General features: G+C 52.1%; 19 protein-coding genes and 1 riboswitch. Of the genes, 10 read left to right on the top strand and 9 right to left on the bottom strand.

The genetic code is table 11. From position 1 onward, the window contains the following. Positions 1-15: 15 nt before the first annotated feature. Positions 16-234, bottom strand: a riboswitch (cobalamin riboswitch). Positions 235-372: 138 nt separating this feature from the next. Next, positions 373-831: a flagellar assembly protein FliW gene (gene fliW / locus ACH5Y9_RS22235; protein WP_033156828.1), complete on the top strand. Its 459-nt coding sequence runs from the start codon at positions 373-375 to the stop codon at positions 829-831. A 48-nt stretch (positions 832-879) separates the two neighbouring features. Here fliW and panD read toward each other — a convergent pair whose 3' ends face one another. The 5 genes from panD to pcnB form a co-directional block, all read right to left on the bottom strand. After that, positions 880-1260: an aspartate 1-decarboxylase gene (gene panD / locus ACH5Y9_RS22240; RefSeq protein WP_033156827.1), complete on the bottom strand. Its 381-nt coding sequence runs from the start codon at positions 1258-1260 to the stop codon at positions 880-882. A 97-nt stretch (positions 1261-1357) separates the two neighbouring features. Continuing rightward, a complete protein-coding gene (panC, locus tag ACH5Y9_RS22245) occupies positions 1358-2209 on the bottom strand; it encodes a pantoate--beta-alanine ligase (RefSeq protein ID WP_445367629.1) in 852 nt (283 codons plus the stop codon). Positions 2210-2213: 4 nt separating this feature from the next. Further along, positions 2214-3023 carry a 3-methyl-2-oxobutanoate hydroxymethyltransferase gene (gene panB / locus ACH5Y9_RS22250; RefSeq protein ID WP_445367630.1) on the bottom strand — a complete coding sequence of 270 codons (810 nt, stop codon included), beginning with the start codon at positions 3021-3023 and terminating at the stop codon, positions 2214-2216. After that, on the bottom strand, positions 3020-3523 hold the full coding sequence (gene folK / locus ACH5Y9_RS22255; RefSeq protein ID WP_445367631.1) for a 2-amino-4-hydroxy-6-hydroxymethyldihydropteridine diphosphokinase: 504 nt from the start codon (positions 3521-3523) through the stop codon (positions 3020-3022). Before folK ends, panB begins: the two co-directional genes overlap by 4 nt. Continuing rightward, on the bottom strand, positions 3510-4820 hold the full coding sequence (gene pcnB / locus ACH5Y9_RS22260; protein WP_445367632.1) for a polynucleotide adenylyltransferase PcnB: 1311 nt from the start codon (positions 4818-4820) through the stop codon (positions 3510-3512). Before pcnB ends, folK begins: the two co-directional genes overlap by 14 nt. Positions 4821-5148: 328 nt before the next feature. Here pcnB and ACH5Y9_RS22265 point away from each other — a divergent pair, with 328 nt between their 5' ends. Genes ACH5Y9_RS22265 through ACH5Y9_RS22275 form a run of 3 tightly spaced genes read left to right on the top strand, consistent with a single transcriptional unit; the run spans position 5149 to position 6239 of the window. Continuing rightward, entirely contained in the window at positions 5149-5328 is a 180-nt protein-coding gene (locus ACH5Y9_RS22265) for a hypothetical protein (protein WP_171697246.1), read from the top strand. After that, positions 5329-5793 carry an RDD family protein gene (locus ACH5Y9_RS22270; protein WP_171697247.1) on the top strand — a complete coding sequence of 155 codons (465 nt, stop codon included), beginning with the start codon at positions 5329-5331 and terminating at the stop codon, positions 5791-5793. 59 nt (positions 5794-5852) lie between these two features. Further along, positions 5853-6239 carry a hypothetical protein gene (locus tag ACH5Y9_RS22275; protein ID WP_171697248.1) on the top strand — a complete coding sequence of 129 codons (387 nt, stop codon included), beginning with the start codon at positions 5853-5855 and terminating at the stop codon, positions 6237-6239. A 68-nt stretch (positions 6240-6307) separates the two neighbouring features. Here ACH5Y9_RS22275 and lptG read toward each other — a convergent pair whose 3' ends face one another. Both lptG and lptF read right to left on the bottom strand, forming a co-directional pair. Beyond that, complete coding sequence (gene lptG, locus ACH5Y9_RS22280) at positions 6308-7375, bottom strand: LPS export ABC transporter permease LptG (RefSeq protein ID WP_445369915.1); 1068 nt, start codon at positions 7373-7375, stop codon at positions 6308-6310. Beyond that, the gene (gene lptF, locus ACH5Y9_RS22285; protein WP_319961629.1) at positions 7375-8508 is read right to left on the bottom strand and encodes an LPS export ABC transporter permease LptF; all 1134 of its coding nucleotides are present in this window, start codon (positions 8506-8508) and stop codon (positions 7375-7377) included. Before lptF ends, lptG begins: the two co-directional genes overlap by 1 nt. Before the next feature lie 91 nt (positions 8509-8599). Between lptF and ACH5Y9_RS22290 the strand changes: the two genes are divergently transcribed. The 6 genes from ACH5Y9_RS22290 (at position 8600) to ACH5Y9_RS22315 (ending at position 14018) form a co-directional block, all read left to right on the top strand. Further along, the gene (locus ACH5Y9_RS22290; protein WP_445367633.1) at positions 8600-10084 is read left to right on the top strand and encodes a leucyl aminopeptidase; all 1485 of its coding nucleotides are present in this window, start codon (positions 8600-8602) and stop codon (positions 10082-10084) included. 77 nt (positions 10085-10161) lie between these two features. Beyond that, positions 10162-10617: a DNA polymerase III subunit chi gene (locus ACH5Y9_RS22295; RefSeq protein WP_445367634.1), complete on the top strand. Its 456-nt coding sequence runs from the start codon at positions 10162-10164 to the stop codon at positions 10615-10617. 118 nt (positions 10618-10735) lie between these two features. After that, positions 10736-11872: an efflux RND transporter periplasmic adaptor subunit gene (locus ACH5Y9_RS22300; RefSeq protein ID WP_445367635.1), complete on the top strand. Its 1137-nt coding sequence runs from the start codon at positions 10736-10738 to the stop codon at positions 11870-11872. Beyond that, complete coding sequence (locus ACH5Y9_RS22305) at positions 11869-12540, top strand: ABC transporter ATP-binding protein (protein WP_445367636.1); 672 nt, start codon at positions 11869-11871, stop codon at positions 12538-12540. The genes ACH5Y9_RS22300 and ACH5Y9_RS22305 overlap by 4 nt, the downstream gene beginning before the upstream one ends. Before the next feature lie 113 nt (positions 12541-12653). Continuing rightward, positions 12654-13082, top strand: a complete 429-nt coding sequence (locus tag ACH5Y9_RS22310) for a hypothetical protein (RefSeq protein ID WP_205452658.1) — start codon at positions 12654-12656, stop codon at positions 13080-13082. Positions 13083-13118: 36 nt separating this feature from the next. Further along, positions 13119-14018, top strand: a complete 900-nt coding sequence (locus ACH5Y9_RS22315) for a hypothetical protein (RefSeq protein WP_445367637.1) — start codon at positions 13119-13121, stop codon at positions 14016-14018. Between the two features lie 102 nt (positions 14019-14120). Here ACH5Y9_RS22315 and ACH5Y9_RS22320 read toward each other — a convergent pair whose 3' ends face one another. Next, positions 14121-15035, bottom strand: coding sequence for a DMT family transporter (locus ACH5Y9_RS22320; protein WP_445367638.1), 915 nt, complete (start codon positions 15033-15035; stop codon positions 14121-14123). A gap of 149 nt (positions 15036-15184) precedes the next feature. Beyond that, positions 15185-16150 carry a helix-turn-helix domain-containing protein gene (locus ACH5Y9_RS22325; protein WP_445367639.1) on the bottom strand — a complete coding sequence of 322 codons (966 nt, stop codon included), beginning with the start codon at positions 16148-16150 and terminating at the stop codon, positions 15185-15187. Between the last annotated feature and the right edge of the window lie 174 nt (positions 16151-16324).

The following is a 16324-nucleotide window of genomic DNA, read 5'->3' on the forward strand; positions in this document are numbered from 1 at the left end:
AACAGCCCTCCGCTGTCTCGAATGATCTTCCGGGCCAGTCTCCGGGCTTATAAGTGGCTTGACGCCTGATCTGCGACCTTCCCATGCAAAGCGCACAGTGGCAAAAAACGCAGCTCTTTACTTATCTACCGTTGCGGGGGCAGCGCCGGCATGGGCGGTTAAAACCGCCGCACCGACTTCCTGTTTAAGCTTGGCCGAGAAAACGGCGCAAACACCTGAAAGAAGCGAGCAATTGTAGGGAGTCGGCCGCGATAAAGCAAGAATACCTGGTCGGTTACCGACAATCCGCATTGCAAATACCCCTTTCCGTGCTATACATTGGTGCATTGATTAATGCTGTTAACTTAGACTTCAACGAATACGGGCGGGATCATGGAAATTCAATCGAAATTGTTAGGCAACCAAGACATCAATCCGGACACTATCATCAATTTTCCGCGCGGCCTACCCGGTTTTGAAGATCAGACCCGCTTTAAATTATTTCATCAGGAAGGCAGCGAGATTGTCTATTGGCTGCAATCGGTCGATAACGCGGAGCTGACTTTTTCCGCGGCTCATCCGTCGCACTTCAACATCAATTATAATTTTACGGTAACCGACCCCGAAGAAGCGCTGCTGCAACTAGAGCCGGGCGACGAACTGGTGATATTAATTCTGCTGCACAAAGACAACGAGCAGGATAATGGCAAGCCGACCATTAAAGGCTCGATCAAATCGCCAATCTTAATCAACGCCAACAAACGCATCGGCATGCAAAAAGTATTGGTGGCAATCGAACAAAGCATCACCCTGACCGAGAAGGTCAGTGAGATAGATGTATCTGAAGCTTAAAAAATGCAAACATCCACCGGCGATTGCGTTCGCCGGCGGATGTTTAAATCAGGCGGCCTGAACAGGAATGGAATGACTGGAATGGCTAATACGATTGTTGCCGTCGAAATACACCAAAGTCGGCTTGTAGTTCGTCAGTTCCTTCTCATCTAAGCTGGCGAACGCACAAACGATAATCAAATCGCCAGGGCACGCCAACCTTGCAGCTGCACCGTTAATCGAAAATACGCCGGAATCTTCTTCGGCGCGAATCGCATAGGTGGTAAAGCGTTGACCATTGTTAATATTGTAAATATGGATTTGCTCGTACTCCCTGATGCCGGAAAAATCCAGAATTTTACCGTCTATAGCACACGATCCTTCGTAATCCAGCTCGGAATGCGTTACCCGCGCACGGTGTAACTTAGCTTTAAGCATGTTTATGTTCATGGTAAACAAGGTCGAATACTAGGGCCGGCGATTATGCCTGAAATTGACTCTGCTATCAAATTTAAGCATTAGCTTTCAAAGGTAAAAACCAATGCAGTCAGTTGTTTATTTTAGAAAAATACAGGTTATCGATCAGGCGTGTAGTGCCCAGCTTGGCAGCAGCCAAAATCAGCAGATTAGCGTCGCTGGTGCTGGCGGGCAATAAATCCTTGCTACGGCAAATGCTGAAATAGTCGACGGCAAAACCGGCTTGCTGCAGATTTTGGCGCTGCCGTTCCGCCACAGCTAGATAATCGACATGCCCTGCTAAAATCTCGTCGCGTGCAGCGATCAAGGCTTGATAGAGCTTGGGCGCGTGCTGTCTTTGTTGGTCGTTCAGATAGCCGTTGCGGGAACTCATCGCCAAGCCATCGTCCTCCCTAACCGTTGCCACGCCTTGGACTGCAACGGGTATATTCAAATCGGCGACCATTTGCCGAATCAGCGTCAATTGTTGAAAATCCTTCTCGCCCAACAACAACAGGTCGGGCTGGACCATGTTCAACAGCTTGCAAACAACCAAGGCTACGCCGTCAAAGTGTCCGGGCCGGCTGGCACCGCAATGCAGGGCCGACAAGCCGCTGACTGAAATGCCGGTTTGCGTGGCTTGCGGATACATTTCCGTCACCGCCGGCAAGAACAGTAAATCGGCGCCGTTTGCTATCAACTTTTCCTGATCCTGCTGCTCGGTGCGCGGGTAACTGGCAAAATCTTCGTTCGGCCCAAACTGCGTGGGATTGACAAAAATACTGACCACCACTTTATCGGCCTGTTGCTTGGCCGTGCTAACCAGTTTGATATGCCCGGCATGCAGATTGCCCATGGTCGGCACGAAACCGACGCTATGGCCGGCTTGCCGCCATTGGCGGATGACTTCTCGCAACGCGGCGACGCTGGTGACTAATTGCATACGCTTAATAACTGTGTTCGGACGCTGGAAATTGCGCGGATTTAACCGCTTGGTGATAGCGGCGCACCGCCTCTTCTATGCTGGAGGCGTCGGCCATAAAGTCTTTAGAAAAGCGTGGTCGTTTGCCGGTGCTGATATTCAACATATCGTACAGCACCAACACCTGGCCATCGCAATCAACACCAGCGCCGATGCCTATGGTCGGAATACTTAGGCGCTGACTTATTTCGGCGGCCAGTCGCGCCGGCACGCATTCCAGCACTAAAAGGCTTGCGCCGGCTTGTTCGATTTTTTCCGCATCCGCCAAAATTTGTTTGGCTTGCTGTTCTTCACGACCCTGCACTTTATAACCGCCTAAGCGATTTACGGATTGCGGTAACAGACCTAGATGGCCGCAGACCGGAATGCCTTGATCCACCAGAAAGCGAATGACGTCGAGCTTGGCGCCTTCCAGTTTAACCATTTGCGCGCCGCCTGCCTGCATCAAGCTTGCCGCATTCGGTAAGGCCTGCTCCGGCGTGGCATAACTGGCAAACGGCAAGTCGGTAACCACAAAAGCGCGCTTTCTGGCCATTGCCACGCTACGGCTGTGATACACCATATCGTTCAGTGTGACCGGCAAGGTGCTGCCGTGTCCTTGAATCACCATGCCCAACGAATCGCCGATCAGCAGTACGTCGATACCCGCTCTGTCCAACAGCGCGCCGAAGCTGGCATCGTAAGCAGTCAGGCAACTGATTTTCTCGCCGGCTCGTTTCATTGCCGCCAGATCACTGATCGTCAGCGCCTTTAAGGCATCGGCATATAAGTTCATACTGTTATTTTCCGCAAGCCGTCGGGCGGACAAGCCGCCAAGAGTTGCGACAATGAATCCAGGCCCGGAATCTTCAAATCACTGCTAGTCACATCGGTCAATGGGTACAAAACAAAGGCGCGCTTAGCCAGCTCGGGATGCGGCACAACCAGGTCCGGTTCGTTAATGCGCTGTTGTGCGTAAAGCAATACATCCAAATCCAGGGTTCTGGCTCCCCAACGCACGTTGCGCAGCCGGCCATGCCGGTTTTCGATTTGCTGTAATTGTCTGAGCAAAACCAAAGGTCCCAGCTCGGTCGAAATTCGCAGCACCGCATTCACGTAATCGGGCTGATCTTGCGGCCCAACCGGCAAGCTGCGGTACAAGGGCGAGAAGGCAATTTCGACCACACCTGGCAAGGCCGCGATTTCCTGTCTGGCCCGATTGACATGATCGACAGAGTCTTCGAGATTGCTGCCCAAGCCTATATAGGCCTCGACAGCTGACTTAGCTAGCGTCATTGCCGACGGGGGCGGGTTTGCCTCGAGAACGGTAACGACCGGTTTTCCGGTTACGGGGTTTACCGCCGCCGGATTTTGGCGGCGCGGTCATTCTTTCCCGCTCCGCATCGTCGGCTTCCTGAAAACGTGTCCACCATTCGACCAGTTCCGGATCGGCGCCGCCGGTTTCCGCGCGTAGCCGCAAAAAGTCGTACGCTGCTCTGAATTTAGGCTGCTCCAGCAAACGATAAGGCCTTGGCCCAACCGTTCTGGAGAATTTGTTTTGCAAGAACCAAACTTCGCGCATCGATTGGGTGATGTGGCGCGGTAGCGCAGTGACCTTGATTTGTCTGGTCAGCACTTCGTTGGCGGCGTTCTGATAGGCTAGCGTTTCGTTTTCGCCGTGGGCGATGCGTCTTTGCGCGGCCAATTGCAGCGGCTCCCACAACAAGGCAGCTAATAAAAAATAAGGCGTCAGTGTTTTGCCGTCGTTGAAGCGGGTGTCGGAGTTTTCCAAGGCTCGGATCAAGAACAAGCGCGGAAAATCGTGATCTTCGCTGGCGAGGCAGCGGTCGGTTTCCGGAAACAAAATCGCAAACAAACCGTAATGCCTGAGCATCTCGAAGGATTGCAGACCGTAACCGGACAAAAACAATTTAATGACTTCATCGTAAAGACGCGCCGAGGGGATGCTCTTCAATAAATCGGCTTGGGCGTAAATCGGCTTTTCGGTATCCGGATGCAACGTAAAACCCAGCTTTACGGCAAAACGGATGGCGCGCAGCATCCGCACCGGGTCTTCTCTATAGCGTACTTCCGGGTCGCCGATGAGACGCATGACAGCCGCTGCGTGATCCTGCATGCCGCCGGTATAATCCACCACGGAAAAATCGCGGATATTGTAATACAGTGCGTTGACGGTGAAATCTCGGCGCCAGACATCCTGTTCCAGCGTGCCGAACACGTTGTCGCGCAATAACCGGCCGTCTTCATGAACGACTTGCTGGTCAGATTCTTCGGATTCGGAACCGCGAAACGTCGCCACCTCGATAATTTCGCGGCCGAAAAACACATGCGCCAGTCGAAAGCGCCGGCCAATAATTCGGCAATTACGAAATACTTGCTTGATTTGCTCCGGGCTGGCGTTAGTGGCCACGTCGAAATCCTTAGGCTCCCGCCCCAGCAGCAAATCCCTGACGCAGCCGCCCACCAAATAGGCCTCGTAATTGGCTTTTTTCAAGCGCTGCAGAACTTTCAGGGCGTTTTCGCTGATTTGTGCACGAGAAATGCAATGCTCTGAACGCGGATAAATCTTCACGGCACTCGACCCCGCCGATTCATTAACCGGTTCGGCAATTTGCTCAACCGGTGAAAAGATTTTTTTGAAGAAACTAAAAATGACTTTATCCCTTAATTTAGAATGACGTGTGCGAGCTTTTTCGAGGCTTCGGGCGCGAACGTCCTAGCGGTCTTATCATAACACCTCGCCAGATTTAAGCTCAATCCAGCACATTCTTTTACATTCCCTTGGGTTAAATGTAGAATTTCGCCATTCGCCGAATATTTTTGGTGTAATAACATAAAAATTGGCTGTACTTGTCGCCCTTAGGCCGGTGACGGGGAATTTATATCGGAGAGTGGAGCGTATGTTTAAAAAAATTTTACTGGGTTTTGTAGACCAGCCTGTATTTACTAGTCTATTCGTCGCCGATTTCGCATTATTGGTTTTCCATAGACCGCCCTTTTTATTTTCAATTGTCATGATGGGCGCGCTGGTGGCCATGAGCATGTACATGGGGCAAAAACTGGCGATTTTCGACAAATAATTGCGACAATCTGCTAAAGCAAACACCCCAAAGCCCGGCGTGGATTTACCCTCCGCGCCGGGTTTTTTGCGTCGGCTGGCCGCTGCTGGTTACGATGCTTTCTTACTGCTGGCGATATGGTTTTTCGCCACGGCCATCGCTCTGCCTTTTAACGCCGGCCAGGCATTCGCTAGCGATCAGTTTTTTTATCCACTTTATCTGCTCGGCATCAGCTTTGTTTTTTACGGCTGGTTTTGGACCCACGGCGGCCAGACCCTGGGTTTGCGCGCCTGGAAAGTTAAAGTCAGCGCCTTGGATGGCCGGCCTCCCGATTGGCGGCAAGCCGGCATCCGCTTCCTTGGCGGCTTATTATCCTGGGCTTGCTTGGGGCTGGGATTTGTCTGGTGCCTGTTCGATAAAAACGGACAATGCTGGCACGATTATCTATCAAAAACCCGGCTGGTTTTTCAGGAAGAAAAGCGCTGACGGCAAAAGCGGATATGCTATATTCGCCGCTCGATTAATCTCTCACCCGGGAGCATACAATGAAAACAATAACAATACTTTTATCCCTGTTTGCAGCATTGGGCGTCTCCACAGCCAGTGCCGAAATTAAGCTGCAAGACAATTCCAAACTGCTGGGTAAATGGCAGGTGACACACGAAGCTCTCGCACTTGATCGCGAAAAAAAGCCCTTGCACGTCACTTGGGAATTTCAGAAAGACGGTACGTTGATAACCACCGGCGAAGATGCGCGTAGCGGCATCGGTGAAATGACTATCCCAATCAAATATAGCGTCGCCGACGGCGTGATAAAAAAGCAAGTCACACCTGGCCGGGAAAAATACGAAGATTGCGCGGTGGTGGAAATGGACGAAAAAGATGCGATTTTGAAATGTAAGTTTCTTTATTTGTTCATGACGCGCAAATAACCGCCGTCATAACGCTCCACGGAACGGAAGCAAGGGTTTTCCGTTCCGTGGAGAGGCAACTATGCCGCCTAGCTGACCCGCTTAACCGCGATCAGCGCGCCTAAAAACACCAAAGCACTCGGCAATATCGCCATCAACATCGGATTCATGTCGTAAACCAAACCGACATGGCCGGCAATCTTGTCGAAAATGTTAAATGTCATCCCGATCACGATGCCCATCATGATCCGCGCGCCGGTGCTGGTGCCGCGACCGATGCCAATCACAAACGGCGCCGACACCATCAACATCACAAAGGTCACAAACGGGTTGATTAAACGGCTCCAAAATGCCAACTCGTAACTTTGCGACTTTTGATTGTTCTGCTTCAGGAAGTCGATGTACATGAACAAATCGTAAAGTGACAGGTTGTCGGATTTAACGACGGCCACTTTCAACAAATCCGAGTCGATACTGGATTTCCAGTTTTGTTCTGCTTGAGTGCCGGCATAAATTTGCTGCCGATTGATTTCGGATTGTTTGACGCTTTCCAAGCGCCATTGTTTGTCGCCTAAAAACTGCGCATGTTCGGCCTGAGTGATGCGGGCGAGTTTATGTGCATCGTCGACATCGTAAATGCGTACATCGGCCAGCGAGCCATCGTCGAGAATTTTGCGGACGTTGATAAAGCTGTTGCCTTCTCTCAGCCACATCCCGTATTGCGAGCGCATTACCACGCCGTCGTGCAGCGCCGTGGTTTTCAGCACTTGCGCGGCGCGTTCACAAGACGGCGCGACGAACTCGCCCACCAGTACGGCAACACTTACCAACAGCAAGCCTGCCAGCATAATGGTTCTGATAATCCAGGCGATGGATAAACCGGCGCCGCGCATCGCCACAATCTCGCGGTTATTCGCCATCGAGCCCACGACGAACAAGCTACCCAGCAACGCCGCCGACGGTACCAATTCGTAAAATACCCGTGGTGAGGTTAAGGTCAAAAACCATAAAATCTGTTTCAAGCCGTAACCGCCTTGCCCCAAATCTTTTAACTCGTCGCTGAAGCTGAACAGATTGAACAGCGTCAATAACAATATCACCGCAATTAAGGAGCCCTTGACGACTTCTTTGACGATGTAAATGGTCAATACGTTGATCATGACAGCTTCTCCTTAAGACTTTGCGACAACCATTGCCAGCCGTACAAACGCATCAACATTAACAAACCCAAGACCAGTAACAAGGCGTCTACCCAGAAATAGCCCAGCCAGGAGGGCAGCGCCCCGCTGATTACCCAACTGTGGTTGACCCGCTGCAAATTGCCGTAAACGAAATAAATCCCAAAAGCTACCAGCATACTGCCGTATATACCGCCGCGCGGCGACAGCTTAGCTAAGGGCACTGCCAGAAAAGCCAATAAAATAACCCCTAACGGCGTGCTGAAACGATCCTGTAACTCGGCGACATCGCGCAGTTCCGGAGACAGCCATAAATTTTCGGTAGTAGTAGCCTCGCGGCCCAAATTCAAAATGGTGACCTTTTTTTCGATCAGCACGGCATATTCTTTAAATGTCTCAATGGTGAAGTCCTTGTTACCCGGTACGCCTTGAATCCGTTCGCCATTTTCCAACACCAGATACAAGCCGCCGGGCAAATTTTTCAACCAACCGTATTCGGCGTTTACCACGCCGGCTTTGTCGCCTTGTTTGTTTTGCACGAACACCTTGTGCATGCGGCCTTCGTCATCGACGTTTTCGGTGTAAAAAATCAACTCGCCGTCGCTGTACTCGCTGAAGCGGCCGGCAGCGATGCCGCGAATATCGGCATTTTGTTTATCCTGATGCATCAACTGCTCGGTTTTGGCCTCCGCCCACGGCGAAGCCAGCATCGATAGCGCCATACCCGCCAGACTTAATGGTATGACCAGCATGAATATCGCCCGATAAATGGTAAACACGCTGCCGCCGGCCGAGGAAATTGCCGCCATCTCCTGCTCGCGGTACATGCGGCCCAATACCATCAACACCGCCATAAACAGCGCGGCAGGCAGGAAGGTGGTCGTGGCGACGACGATTTTCAAACCCAATAAGGTCATCACCGTATCGTTGGCGATATTGCCTTCGATGGCCTGCGCCAATACCTTGATAAATTTGCGGCTGACGATGATCACCACCAACACGACCAACACGGCGGTGACGGTGTGAAACAGCTCCTTGATTATCATTTTATCCAGCACTGTCAACAGCCGGAAAGGCCGGCCCGCGCTGGGTAATCCTCGCTCAATGCTCAACAACTCACTCCTAATTTCTAAGGTATAATCGAACCACAGACCGCTGCATCCGGCGCAAACCCTCAATCCCAGATACTTACAGACTACTCTCATGGACTATTCTATAGAAAGCTCACCCTTAGACAAACTGCAAAGCGACTGTCTGCTGGTCGGAATCTACGAAAATCAACAACTCAGCCCTGCGGCAACCCAACTGGACAGCCAATTAGGCGGTTTGTTGACCAAGCTAATCGGCCGCGGCGACATCAGGGGCAAAAACGCCGAAACCCTACTGATCAATAACCTGCCCGACGGCAATATCGCTCGCATCGTATTGCTCGGGTTTGGCGAGCGCGGCAAGGTCACGCGCAAGCAATACCGTAAAGCCTTGGCGGCTGCGATTAAAATCGTCAAGGACAGCAAAGTCAGCGCCGCCAGCTGCGCACTGCTGGATATAGACGTCAACGGTGCGGATAGCCAATGGAAAGCCCGCCAAGTGGTGGAAGTATTTAACGATGGCCTGTACCAATACAGCGCCACCAAAAAAGTCGACGACAAAAATCCGCTGCAAAAGCTGGCTGTAGTGGCCGACGATAGTCAACAAGGTTTGGCCGAATCGGGTCTGCAACAAGGTATCGCCATCGCCAGAGGCATGGAACTAGCTAAACACTTGGCCGACCTGCCCGGCAATATCTGTACGCCTACTCACCTGGCCGGACAAGCCCTGGCTCTGGCCGGCGAGCACGACAAACTCACCTGCGAGATTTTGGAAGAAAGCGACATGGAAGTCCTGGGCATGGGCTCATTTCTGTCAGTGTCGCGCGGTAGCCGCCAGCCTGCTAAATTGATTTGCCTGGATTACCAAGGCGGCGACAGCAACGCCAAACCCATTGTCTTGATCGGTAAAGGTCTAACTTTCGATGCCGGCGGCATTTCCTTGAAACCCGGCCTGGGCATGGACGAAATGAAATACGACATGTGCGGTGGCGCCAGCGTGTTAGGTCTGGTGCGCATGGCGACATTGTTGAATCTAAAATTAAACATCGTCGGCTTGATTCCGGCTTCGGAAAACCTGCCGGATGGTGCTGCCAACAAACCCGGCGACATCTGGACCAGCATGTCCGGCAAAACCATCGAAATCCTGAACACCGACGCTGAAGGCCGCTTGATTTTGTGCGACACGCTCACCTACGCAAAGAAATATAACCCGGATGTGGTCATTGATATGGCGACCTTGACCGGCGCCTGTATCGTCGCCTTGGGCCGGGTACCGAGCGGCTTGTTCGGCAACGACGACAAACTCTGCAACGATTTGCTGAGCGCCGGCGATGCCGCCTGCGACTTGGTGTGGCGCATGCCGATCTGGGAAGAATATCAGGAGCAACTAAAATCCAACTTCGCCGATCTGGCCAACATCGGCGGCCCGGACGGCGGCAGCATCACGGCAGCGGTGTTTTTATCCAAATTTGCTGAAGAATACCGCTGGGCGCATATCGACATCGCCGGCACCGCTTGGCGCACCGGCGCCAACAAAGGCGCAACCGGTCGGCCGGTCCCGCTGGTAAGCCAGTATTTGCTAAACCGCGCCTCGGCTTAAGGCCGAGCGTAACAGAGGCTTTCGCGGTGATCCGGTGTCGCGAAAGCCCCTGCTACTTTCCGCAGGCTTAAAACGACATGACCGACCCCAGTCATTCGCCATCCCTCCCCGAAGTCAGTTTCTACGTGCTGGCGACCCATGACCAGCAACAACGCCAGGATTTCGCCTGCAAGCTGATCGAGAAAATCTACCGCAGCGGCCATTTTCCCTATGTGCTGACCGACTCGGCGGAGCAAGCCGAGCAAATCGATAAAGCCTTGTGGACCTTCCGGGCCGGCAGTTTTATTCCGCACCAAACCTATCGCGGAGAAACCCCGGCATTTACCAGCACCATCCTAATTGGTGGCGAAAACATTCCTGAGGGCTGGCAGAAAATCGTCGTCAACCTATCCAGTTTGTACCCGCCGACCACCGCCCCGACCGAGCGTATCCTGGAAATATTGGACAACAGCGAAGTGTGTAAACAGGCCGGCCGCCAGCGTTACCGGCATTACCAGCAAGCCCAACTGGCGATTACTACCCACAAAATGTAGGGTGGTCACGTGGCGAACTAGAAAATGCAACGAGGACTTCGCCCCGGTTATCGCCAGCCAAAGCAAAGCTCAGAAAAGTGGAATCCCAATTTGTACAACGCATCCGCCCTCTCGCGCCATGAAAAGTAAAACGCTGATTGTTGCCGCCTTGCTTATAGCTGTCACCGCACTATTTCTCTATAGCCGCCGCCCGCAGCCGGTGGCAGTGGAGGCTTACACTGTGGTGGAAGGCGAGGTGCGGGCGACGGTAGCGAATACCCGGGTGGGTACGGTCAAAGCGTGTCGGCGGGCCTATCTGGCGCCGGCAACCGGCGGGCAAGTGGCGCAGCTGCGGGTTAAGGAGGGCGACAAAGTCAAGCAGGGTCAGGTGTTATTGGAGGTTTGGAACCAGGACTTAAAAGCTCAGGTTGAACTGCAAAAAGCCCAGATCAATGCCAGCCGAGCCAGCGCCGAACAAGCTTGCCAATTGGCCGGTGGCGCGGAGCGGGAAGCGGCCAGGATGACGCAATTGCAAAAACACAAAAACGTGGTATCTGTGGAGCAAGTCGATAAATCAGTGACGGGCGGCAAGTCGCAGCGCGCGGCGTGCCGGGCCGCGCTGCAAGCCATTGAGGTGGCAGAGGCGCAATTGGGCGTGGCGGAAGCGGCGGTGCTGCGTACCTTGGTGAAAGCGCCGTTTGACGGCACGGTGGCGGAAGTGAATGCCGAATTGGGTGAATTTGTTACACCGTCGCCGCCGGGGATTCCAACCTTGCCGCCCATTGACTTGCTGGATGTCAGCTGTTTGACCGTTTCCGCGCCTATCGATGAAGTGGATGCTGCCAGCATCAAGACCGGCATGAGCGCCTGCGTGTCCTTGGATGCGTTTCCGGATAAACGCTGTTCCGGCATCGTCACCCGCGTCGCGCCCTACGTGTTGGAAAAGGAAAAACAGGCGCGCACGGTGGAAGTGGAAGTGACCTTACGTGACCCTAAAGATCTGGCGGAGCTATTGCCGGGTTACAGCGCCGACATTGAAGTGTTACTCAGTCAAAAAGAGCGCACGCTGCGTTTGCCGGCCGAGGCGATTCTGGAGAATCATCGGGTGTTGTTGATAGGCGCAGATCATGCGTTGCATGAACAGAGCTTTCAGCCCGGTTTATCCAACTGGAGTTTTACGGAAGTACTGTCCGGGTTGAAAGCGGGCGACCAAGTAGTGACGTCGGTTGGCAAGGAAGGCGTGGCGGCCGGCGTAACCGTCCGCGTCAAGCCATGATTCAGCTCAATGGCATTCGCCGGGTATTTCAGGTCGGCGAGCAGGCCGTACAGGCCTTGAACGGTATAGACCTGTCTATCGGTCCCGGCGAATATGTATCGGTGATGGGGCCGTCCGGATCAGGCAAATCGACACTGTTAAACATTGTCGCGCTGCTTGACCAGCCCTCGGCCGGCCAATACTTATTAAACGGCACCGATGTCACCCGGCAAAGCGATGACGAGCTGGCGCGGATTCGCCGCGACAATATCGGCTTTGTGTTTCAGTTTTTTCATTTGATTCCCAGGCTCACCGCCTCAGAAAACATCGAAATGCCGATGATCCTGGCGGGCATCGATAGCAAACAGCGCAAGCAACGGGTGTTACAGGCATTGGCCTCGGTGAATTTATTGGATCGTGCCGAGCATAAGCCCAATCAATTGTCCGGCGGCCAGTTGCAGCGTATTGCCATTGCCAGGGCGATGATCATGCAACCCGGTATTTTGCTGGCCGACGAGCCGACCGGCAATCTGGACAGCCAATCCGGTCGGGACATCATCGAGCTGCTGGAGAATTTAAATCAGCAAGGTGTGACGTTAATCATCATCACTCACGATCAAAATATCGGCGGTAGAGCCAAGCGGCAGTTGCGCATTGTGGACGGCCGTTTGGCGGACGGCGCGGTTTAATTTTTCATTTAGAACGGTGCTAAAAAAGCTTGGCGGCGATAACTTTGTCGTTAGAGTTTTCCTGGTTGTGCGATACTGTCAACAGAGTTGACACGCCAGTAGGCTGAGGAGGGATGATGGAGCGATATAGATTAAGTTTTTGTAATGCCATCAAGCTGGATGAGGACTTGGCGGAGTTTATTGTCGATGAGGGAGTGGAACTCAACTTGGCGCTTGTCGACGAATATCATGCTTGGATCGTGGCGCATTTGCAGAGGCCCTATCTGCTGCTGGTGCACAAAGTAAACGCCTATCACTATGACTTTGCCTCGCAAACTGCTATGGGCACTTTGCTTGGTATTAAGGCGGCGGCATTTGTGGTGTATACCCATATCAGCCAGCTAACCACCCAAGTTATGCTGTCAATGCCGCGGGATGCCGATTGGGTTTATCGGATTTTCAATAATCGTGACGATGCGTTGATGTGGTTGGGAATGCAGCGGGAATCGAACGATCACGACGGAAAAATTTTAAAATCCACCTCCAAGTCATTAATTCGTTAGAATCTGTGTCTTTAGCCACAGATTGGGAAATTTTTTGTGACTCAGCTCAAATATCGTTCTATTTTTACGCCAGCCAGCGACGCGCAACGGCAGGAAAATTTTGCTGATTATTGGCTGTTTACCCAACAACATGGCGGTGAGTTATTGGAAGCGGACCGGGATTTGGCAAAAAAGCGCGAACGATTGGCGTATTTTCAAAATAATCCGGTGCACTTGCACAAGCCTTTGGCAGACCCGGAGGCGTTTTATCGCAATTATGTGAAGATGGTGGACGATCCAAAATCCTTGGACAGGCTGACCTTATTACTCTGCGGTATTTATAAATTCGCGCGCCACGAGTGGGTAGGTATCAAAGGCGCTTGGGATGTGGTGCCGGATATGGCTAATTCGCATAGCGTGGAAGACAAAATTTCCCGAGTGCATCTGGCCGAAGAGTTTTGCCATTGGCGTTTGTTCGACGAAATGCTGAAAACCTGCGGATTAGAGCGGGTGATATGGGAACCGTTGACCCCGTTTAAGGAAATGATCTACGAACAATTTCCGAAGTTGCCGGGGGTATTGATGGATACGCCGGCCTTCGTCACCGAGTTAATGGGCGTCAGCTTCTATTGTCATTTGTATCCCTTATTCGACGAGTTATTGGCCGACGAGCCGGAAGTTAGAGATCGTCTGAAAGCCTTGCTGGACGAAATCACCATCGACGAAGTCGCGCACGTCGGGCAACGCCGTAATTTCATCGGGCCGTTGGGCATTAAGATTGCCCGCTATCTGGTTAAGCCGTTTTACATACTGTTTTATCAGGACATTCCGGAAGTGGGCGAATTATTCGATGTCAAGCAAATGATCGCTCACGGCGAAGCGTTTGATTTTAATCAATTGCCGGACTACATGGTCGCCCGCAGTTGGGTTCCTTCTTATTGCAAGGTTGCCGCTTAAAATCTGGTCTCGAAAGCGACTGCCAATTCAGCAATGACATACCTTTGGTCAGGCGTTGCAAGCAACCCGGTATCTGAAGAACAGGCGTTTAGCCAGTTTGGCTTAACGCAGAAACGGCAACATCACCCCAAACACCAAAATCAGCGTAGTGCCGATCAGGGCGGTTTGGCCGGGAATTTGTTCGAATAGCAAGACGCTCCAGGCTAGGCTTAATACCGGGGCCAAATACCCTATGGAGCTCACCAAGGCTGCTGGCGCGGCTTGATAAGCCCGAGTCATATAATGTTGGGCACCGCTGCCCGACACGCCTACCAAGAGCAATAAGCCCCAACTTTCCGCCGAGCCCGGCAGGCGATAGCCAAACTGCGCAAAATAAATGCCGTGTAACGCCAAGCCCACCAGGCAAAAATAGAAAATTACCGTTTGCGGGGTATTGCTGCGCCCGGCACGCGCCACCATCAAATAGGCCAGCGCCGACAACAGGCCGGCCAGCAAGGCCATGGCTTGTCCGAATAAGTTGTGGCTATTTTCGAAATCAAATAGCAGCGATACCCCACTGAACGAGCCGATAATGGCCAGCCAAACCAATAGCGAGTTTTTTTGGCCCAAAACCAGTGGCCCTAACAACATGACGAACACACCGCTGCTGGCGGTCAGAAATGCGCTCTCGCCGGGGCCGATGCGGACGATGGCCGCAAACGACAGCATCAAGGCCGTGCTGCCGAACAAGCCGCGCAACCACAGCGAGGGGCGGGCGTCACCGAACAGGCCGAGCAGTCGGCCGCCGATCAGCGCCGGAATTGTCAGGATCAAGAAATTGGCCAGGATGCGGATAAAGCTGATCATGCTGGGCGGCAAGCCGGTATCGAATAGGCCGATGGCGTATGCGCCGGCGTTCATGACCGAAAACAAGACACAAGCGACCAGCATATAACTCAGACCGAGGCGGCTGTTAGGCAGCGGCAAGATAGGCGTGGGAGTTTGGATGGTTTGCGGCTGATTAGTGTCGGCGGGCACTGGTGGCTTGGCTTAAGAGCGTCGGTAAGGGCGAATAGGTTGAGGATAGGGCCGTATCGGTTCGGCCTGACGGCTTGCGAGTCCAAAATGCACATCATTGCGCCGGCTACCGACGCACGGATGGTCAGCGTCGCAGGTATATTAACCTCTTAAGGTTTGGATGTGTTGTTTTTGGCGATACTGCGGGGGGATATTCCGAAATATTTGCTAAAAGCAGTGCTGAAATTGCTGGCGTGATTGTAGCCGACATAGGCGGCGGCAACATCGATTTGACAGCGGCTGGATTCTAATAACTGATAGGCGGTTTTCATGCGAATATCTAATAATAAGCCATACGGCGTCGTATTAAAAAAGTGATGAAACAATTGTTTTAATTTAAATTGATTGGTGCCGACACGTCTGGATAATTCGGCAACCGATGGCGGGTTTTTATATTCATTTAGCAGAATGTTATGCGCGGCTTGGGCAATGGCTTGGTCTTTTTTTGAAAAAACCGGCGATGTCTTCCGATTATCTTGCCATAGATGAGTCATTTCCGCGGCTAATATCGACAGGGCTTGGCCGTGCATAAATACATGTCTTGCCGGATTATTCGGGTCGCAATTTAATAGCTGTCGCGTGGCTATTAATGCCGTATTTGAAATGGGTTTATAACTTATTAAACTAATGCCGTTCTTATTAAAAAATCGCGTTGCGGTATTTTCGCCGAAGTATCGACTCAACCAAGATTTACTCATCGAGAACCGCACTTGGGCCATTGGATTATTGGCTTGATATTGGCGCTCGCCAATACTGGAGCTGAATGCGGTGATCGACGTATAGCCTTCATTAAAAGTAATTTCTTGGCCCTGCGCATCAACGAATCGCGATTGCCCTTGCATGCCCAAAGTCACCACCAGGCGAGGGTTGTGCTGATCCATTCGGGTCAGAATAGCTAAATCCTGACTGGGCTGATAATGGGTTTCGATATAGTTCAAGTCTGGGTCGAGCGGAAATAATGTCGAGTAGCCTTTGCCTATGTCATCCGGCAGATACTCAGTCAGGCAATTGCCTTGCTGGCGGGATTGCAATTCGTCGTTTTTGATGCGCCAGCGTCCCGCCGTTTTCTTCGTCATGGCAATCCCTGTGTTGGTGCTAATAAGCAATTTTTATTTAAACTATGTTATTTGGCTTAATTAATAGTTGCTAAATAGGCCGCTGAGTTTTTTTGGATGAGGTAGTCGAAAATTCGGATATTACCGGCTGCTACTTATAGCATAAAAAATATTACTTTTAGCATATGAAAGTAA

This window comes from Methylomonas sp. BW4-1, assembly GCF_052474385.1.